Genomic DNA, 6106 nt, shown 5'->3' with positions numbered 1-6106 from the left:
AACAGTGATCTTGGTCGACACGGTTCTAGCAGGAGCTCCATCTCTGCTTCAGACTGCTTGACACACCAGCCCCGCCCCTAACTACACGGCATTGGATCTAGCCCTGTCCCTCGTGATCCGGTAGGCACCACAGGAGTGCCGGAAACCATGGAGTACGGCAATGGCTCACCCCCTCTTCGACATCAGCGGCCGCACGGCGCTGGTCACCGGCTCCAGCCGCGGCATCGGGCTCGCGCTCGCCCGCGGACTGCTGGAGGCGGGCTGCACCGTGGTCCTCAACGGGCGGGACGCGCGACGGCTCGACGAGGCCGCCGCGGAACTGCCCGGCGACGTCCGCACCGCGGTGTTCGACGTCACCGACGGGCCCTCGGTGGCCGCGGGCATCGCGGACGTCGAGGAGCGGGTGGGCCCGCTGGACATACTCGTCAACAACGCGGGCATGCAACTGCGCTCCCCGCTCCTGGAGTTCACGGACGCGGACTGGCACCGCGTCCTGGACACCAACCTGACGAGTGCGTTCCTCGTGGGCCGCGAGGCCGCCCGCGGGATGACCGCGCGCGGCCACGGAAAGATCATCAACATCTGTTCGCTGCAGAGCGAGGTCGTCCGCCCGGGCATCGCGCCGTACGCGGCCGCCAAGGGCGCGCTGAAGATGCTCACCAAGGGCATGTGCGCCGACTGGGGCCCGCACGGGGTGCAGGTCAACGGGCTCGGTCCCGGCTACATCGAGACCGAGCTCACCCGGCCGCTCGTGGACGACGAGGAGTTCAGTTCCTGGGTGCGGCGGCGCACCCCTGCCGGGCGGTGGGGCCGTACCGACGACCTGGTCGGCGGGCTGCTCTTCCTCGCCTCCCCCGCGGCGGACTTCGTCGGCGGGCAGGTGCTGTACGTCGACGGCGGTATGACGAGCGTGCTCTGAGAGGGACGTGACGATGCTCGGCTGTGTGATCCACGGACAGGGCGACCTGCGGGTCGACGAGCTCCCGGTGCCCTCCCCCGGCCCCGGACTGGCGCTGGTCGCCGTCCGGTACGGCGGGGTGTGCGGTTCCGACCTGCACTACTGGCGGCACGGCGGGGTCGGGGACTTCCGGCTCCGGGAGCCGATGGTGCTAGGCCACGAGGTGGTCGGCACCGTGGTCTCGTACGGTGCCGGGGCCCGCGGGCCCGCGCCGGGCACGCCGGTCGCGGTGCACCCGGCGACTCCCTGCGGCGCCTGCCCCGAGTGCCTCGACGGCCGCTCGAACGTGTGCCGCGACACCCGGTACCTGGGCAGCGCGGCACGCACCCCGCACGTCCAGGGCGGATTCGCCGCGCGGTTCGTGGTGCCGGCCGGGCAGCTGCGGGCCCTGCCGGCGGAGCTGGACCTGCGGCGGGCCGCCCTCGCCGAGCCGCTCTCCGTCGCGCTGCACGCGGTGCGGCGGGCCGGGGACGTGACGGGCCGGCATGTGCTGGTGACGGGGGCCGGCCCCATCGGCTGCCTCGTGGTGGCCGCCGCACGGGCCGCGGGCGCCGCGCGTATCACCGTCACGGACCTGCTGCCCCGTGCGTTGTCGTACGCCATCGCGGCCGGAGCCGACGCGGTCGTACGGGCCGACGATCCCGACGACCCCTCGTGGCCCGCCGAGGTCGACGTCGCCGTCGAGGCGTCGGGGGTCGCCGCGGGCCTGGACACCTGTCTGCGCCTGGTGCGGCGCGGCGCGGTCGTCGTGCAACTGGGCATGCTGCCGCCCGGCCGGAGCCCGTTCGCGGGGAATCTGCTGGTGAGCCGGGAGATCGAACTGCGGGGCGCGTTCCGCTTCGGCGCCGAGTTCGACGACGCACTGGCCCTGCTCGCGGCGGAGCCCGCCTTCGACGAACTGGTCAGCGCCGTGGTGCCGGTGCGGGACGCGGAGTCGGCGTTCGCCCTCGCCGCCGACCGGAGCCGGTCCTGCAAGGTGCTGCTGGACTTCGCCTCCTGAGCACCGGGACCCGGCCGCTCAGGGGCGCCACAGCGGGTGCTCCCGGTCCGCCCACAGGCGGCTCACCGATCCGGTGCGCAGTCCGCGGCGGGCCTCCGGGTCGCCCAGCGCCATCCCGATGTGTCCGGCGAGGACGATGCCGATCGTCAGGGCCAGCCAGTCGTGCACGAAGGTGGCCGAGGTCCGCCAGATCAACGGGGTGAGATGGGTGAACCACATCAGCAGGCCGGTGCCCAGCATCACCAGCGTGGCGCCGGCGATCCAGGCGGCGTAGACCTTCTGCCCCGCGTTGAACTTGCCGGCGGGACGCGACTGACGGCGTTTGTCGCGTCGCAGGGCCGCCCGCAGCCAGACCCGGTCGTGCGGCCCGAAGCGGTTCAGGAAACCCAGGTCGGCGCGGAAGGCGCGGGAGGCGAGTCCCGCGAGGACCGGCACGGGCAGCAGCAGTCCCGCCCACTCGTGGACCCTCACCACCAGCTCGCGGCGCCCGACGAGCGCGGCGAACTCGGGGATGTACAGGAACGCCGCGGTGATCACGCAGGTGCCCATGAGCACGGCCGTCGTCCGGTGCACCCAGCGCTCCGCACGGCTGAAGCGCCGTACGCGTGCGGAGGACCCGACGTGCGCCGGCCGGGCGGGGGTGTCGTCAACTCGTGGGTTCATCGTCGCGTCCGTTCGAGCGGCCGACCCAGGCGTCGACGTCGTAGCCCCGTTCCTCCCAGTACCCGGGACGGACGTCCTCGGTGACGGTGATGCCGGAGAGCCACTTGGCGGACTTGTAGAAATACATCGGGGCGACGTAGAGCCGGACCGGGCCGCCGTGGTCGTGGCCGAGGGGCTTGTCCTGCATCCGCAGCGCCACCAGCACGTCGGAGCGGCGGGCCTGCTTCAGCGTGAGGCTCTCGGTGTACGTCCCGTCGAAGCACGTGAAGCGGATCGCCCCGGCGGAGGAACGCACTCCGGCGGCGTCGAGGAGGTGGGACAGGCGTACGCCCTCGAAGGGGGTGCCCGGCACCCGCCAGCCGGTGACGCACTGGACGTCGTGCACGAGGCGGGTCTGCGGCAGGGCACGCAGGTCGGCGAGGGTGTAGCTCCTCGGGCGGTCGACCAGGCCGTCGACGGTGAGGCGGTAGTCGGCGGCGGTCCTGTGCGGGACGGACGACGCCACCGAGTAGTAGCGGAAGCCGCCGCCGTTGGGCAGCAGGCCGGTGAGGCCCGTGGGGTCCTTCTCCGAGGCCCCGGCGAGGAAGGATTCGAGGGCGCGCTGGAGCGGGGACGCGGCGAGGACGCCCAGCGCGCCGAGTCCGAGCGTGCCGAGCAGGACCCGGCGGCCGATCGGCACACCGCGCTCCTCGGGCGGTTCGGGGTCCGGTTCCCCGGCCGGTTCGTCGACCGGCCTCGCTTCGCGGTCCGGGCCCGGCTCCTCGGGTCGTTCTGGCTTCACACACTGATTCGAGCACCCGCGACCCCCAAAAAGCCAGCGGTGGCGGGTGCCCGTCAGAGTTCCGTCATCTTTTCCCACGGGCCGTCCCGGTGGACCCGGTCCGGCGTGGCGGTGTCAGGACGCGGATTCGGCCGCCTTGTCCAGCTGGAACGCCTCGTTTCCGAGACCGATGCGGGCGTGCGCCTCGGGCTTGCGGGCGCGCAGCACGAGCCCCTGGACGATACCGATCACCAGGGCGGCCCCGATGATCGACGGCAGCAGCCAGCTCAGCGAGGAGTCCGGGCCCGCGCCGACGAGGACGTCGAAGTCCTTGACGGTGTAGACCGCGATGACGAGCAGGGCGATGCCCGCGAGCGCCGAGGTGACCAGGCGCCAGGCCTGGGCGCCCGCGGCACCGCGCCGGGCGAAGAAGACGATGACGGAGAGCGAGGCGATCGCCATCAGCACGATGACGCCGAGCGCGCCGATGTTGCCGCCCCAGGTGAACAGGTGCAGCACGGGTGCGGTCGGGTCACCGGTGGGCTTGTCGTCGGCGACCGCGAAGGCGATCACGAACACCAGGGACACCGCGGTCTGCAGCAGCGAGCCGGAACCGGGGGCGCCGGTCGATCCGGTGGTGCGTCCGAAGGCCGCGGGCAGCAGGCCTTCCCGGCCCATGGCGAAGGCGTATCGCGCGACGACGTTGTGGAAGCTGAGCATGGCGGCGAACATGCCGGTCACGAACAGGATGTGCAGCACGTCGGTGAAGGTGCCGCCGAGCCGTGACTCGGTGAGGAAGAAGAGCAGGCCCGCGCTCTGTTTCTGGGAGGCTCCGACGATGCCCGAGGGGCCGGTGGCCACGGTGAGCGCCCAGCAGCTGAGCGCGAAGAACACGGCGACGCCGCCGACGGCGAGGAACATCACGCGCGGCACCAGGATGTGCGGACGGCTGGTCTCCTCCGCGTACACCGGGGCCTGTTCGAAGCCGAGGAAGGCCGCGATGCAGAAGCACAGCGCGGTGCCGACGCCCGCGCCGGTGAGCGTGTCCGGGTTGAAGGCGTGCAGCGACAGTCCTTCCTTCGCCGGGTCGGCGACCGCGGCGATGTCGAAGATGACGACGAGGACCACCTCGATGACGAGCAGGACACCCAGCACGCGCGCGTTGACGTCGATCTTCAGCCAGCCGAGCGCGCCGACGAGCAGGACGGCCGCCAGCGCGGGGATCCACCAGGCGATCTCGAGGTCGAGGTAGGTGGAGAAGAGTCCGGAGACCTCGAAGCCGAAGATGCCGTAGATGCCGACCTGGAGGGCGTTGTAGGCGACGAGGGCGACGAGGGCCGCCGCCGCGCCCGCGGTGCCGCCGAGGCCGCGCGAGATGTACGCGTAGAAGGCGCCCGCGTTGTGGACGTGCCGGCTCATCTCGGCGTATCCGACGCTGAAGAGCACGAGGACCACGCCGAGGATGACGAAGAGCAGCGGCTGCCCGACGATGCCCATCACCGCGAATGTGGTGGGCATGACACCCGCGACCACCATGAGGGGCGCGGTGGCGGCGAGGACGGACAGCAGCAGTCCCCCCGTGCCCAGCCGGTCGGCGCGCAGCGCGCGGTCCTGTCCCTTGAACGTGCTGATGCCGGCGCCGTCGGCGTCCGGTCTGCCCGTGCTCGACGTACTCGATGTGCTCGAACTGCCCGTCGTCATCGCGGGTCGTCCTTTCGGGTGTGCGGTTTTCCGGGGGTCGCGGGTCTCGCGGAGGTGCTGTTCAGACCGTGCCGAGCGCGCTGTCGCGTGCGGCACGGAAGGCTCGGTGGGGGTCGCGGTCGGGGTACGACCACGGCGCCTCGGTGGCGTGCTCGCCGATGCGGTGGAACAGGGCGGCGGCCTCGGCGCCGCGCCCCTCGCAGAACTTGGCGTGGGCGAGGAAGTTCAGGTCGACCAGGCGGCGCGGGTGGTCCTCGTGCTCCCACTCCAGCCACCAGTCGAAGGCGGCCTTCATCACCTGGCGGGCCCGGCGTCCGACCCAGTGCCCGGAGGCGACCGGGTCGGCGGGTTCGCTGCCGGCGCCCGCGAGCACGCGGTAACGCTCGGCGTGCGCGACGACCGGCAGAACGGCCAGGGGCGAGTCGGCGGGGGCCTGTTCGGCGGCCCAGTTGGCGAAGTCGTAGACCTCGTGCAGTGGGTCCTGGCCCGCGGCGGCACGGCGCTCGGCGAGCCGGGCCACCATCAGATGGTGGGCGTGATGGTGGTCGGGGTAGCGGTGGCGGACCTCGTCGAAGAGCCGCACCACCTCGTCCTCGGTGCCGAGGGTCCGCTCCAGGACGAGCAGGCCGAGCCACGGCGTGGGGTCGGCGGGCGCGAGCTGCGCGGCGGCGTGGCAGGCCTCGCGGGCGCGCTCCGGCCGCACCTTGCCGTCCAGCGCGCGCTGGACGGTGGCACAGCCGACGAGCACGGCGGCGTCGGCGGACTCGGGTTCCGCGAGCTGCCAGTCGCGGAACCAGGCGAGCGCGGCGGGTGCCTGGGCCAGCACGGTGACGCGGTGGCCGCGGCGGTCCCAGTCGTCGCCGGTCGCGGTCAGCAGTGCGCGCACGGCGGTCCAGCGGCCCTGGTTCAACGCGGCACGTGCCGTGACGACTTCGGCGTCGTCGAGCGCGGGGTCGAAGGCATGGGCCGCGCGCTTGCGACCGCGGCCGAGGGGAGGCGGGGGTGGTGACACCGCGGGTCGTCC

6 protein-coding genes are annotated in these 6106 nt (G+C 72.7%); 2 read left to right on the top strand and 4 right to left on the bottom strand.

Annotated elements, in window-relative coordinates; all coding sequences use genetic code 11:
- The first annotated feature begins 160 nt into the window (after window positions 1-160).
- Window positions 161-919, top strand: a complete 759-nt coding sequence (locus ACZ4IF_RS38705) for an SDR family oxidoreductase (protein ID WP_467571979.1) — start codon at window positions 161-163, stop codon at window positions 917-919.
- 13 nt (window positions 920-932) lie between these two features.
- The gene (locus ACZ4IF_RS38700; protein WP_467571976.1) at window positions 933-1958 is read left to right on the top strand and encodes an L-idonate 5-dehydrogenase; all 1026 of its coding nucleotides are present in this window, start codon (window positions 933-935) and stop codon (window positions 1956-1958) included.
- Between the two features lie 18 nt (window positions 1959-1976).
- On the opposite strand, the gene ACZ4IF_RS38695 is transcribed toward ACZ4IF_RS38700, so the two are convergent.
- From ACZ4IF_RS38695 to ACZ4IF_RS38680, 4 genes are all read right to left on the bottom strand, one after another.
- Window positions 1977-2621 (bottom strand): cytochrome b/b6 domain-containing protein, encoded by a 645-nt coding sequence (locus ACZ4IF_RS38695; RefSeq protein WP_467571973.1) that lies wholly within the window; start codon window positions 2619-2621, stop codon window positions 1977-1979.
- The gene (locus ACZ4IF_RS38690; protein WP_467571971.1) at window positions 2605-3402 is read right to left on the bottom strand and encodes a molybdopterin-dependent oxidoreductase; all 798 of its coding nucleotides are present in this window, start codon (window positions 3400-3402) and stop codon (window positions 2605-2607) included. The genes ACZ4IF_RS38695 and ACZ4IF_RS38690 overlap by 17 nt, the downstream gene beginning before the upstream one ends.
- A 114-nt stretch (window positions 3403-3516) precedes the next feature.
- Window positions 3517-5082, bottom strand: a complete 1566-nt coding sequence (locus tag ACZ4IF_RS38685; protein ID WP_467571967.1) for an APC family permease — start codon at window positions 5080-5082, stop codon at window positions 3517-3519.
- 61 nt (window positions 5083-5143) lie between these two features.
- Entirely contained in the window at window positions 5144-6094 is a 951-nt protein-coding gene (locus tag ACZ4IF_RS38680; RefSeq protein ID WP_467571964.1) for a hypothetical protein, read from the bottom strand.
- Window positions 6095-6106: the final 12 nt, after the last annotated feature.

The organism is Streptomyces sp. NPDC025784 (assembly GCF_055558435.1).
The sequence above is the reverse complement of the archived record's forward strand: the minus strand, read 5'-3'. Positions and strand labels throughout refer to the sequence as shown.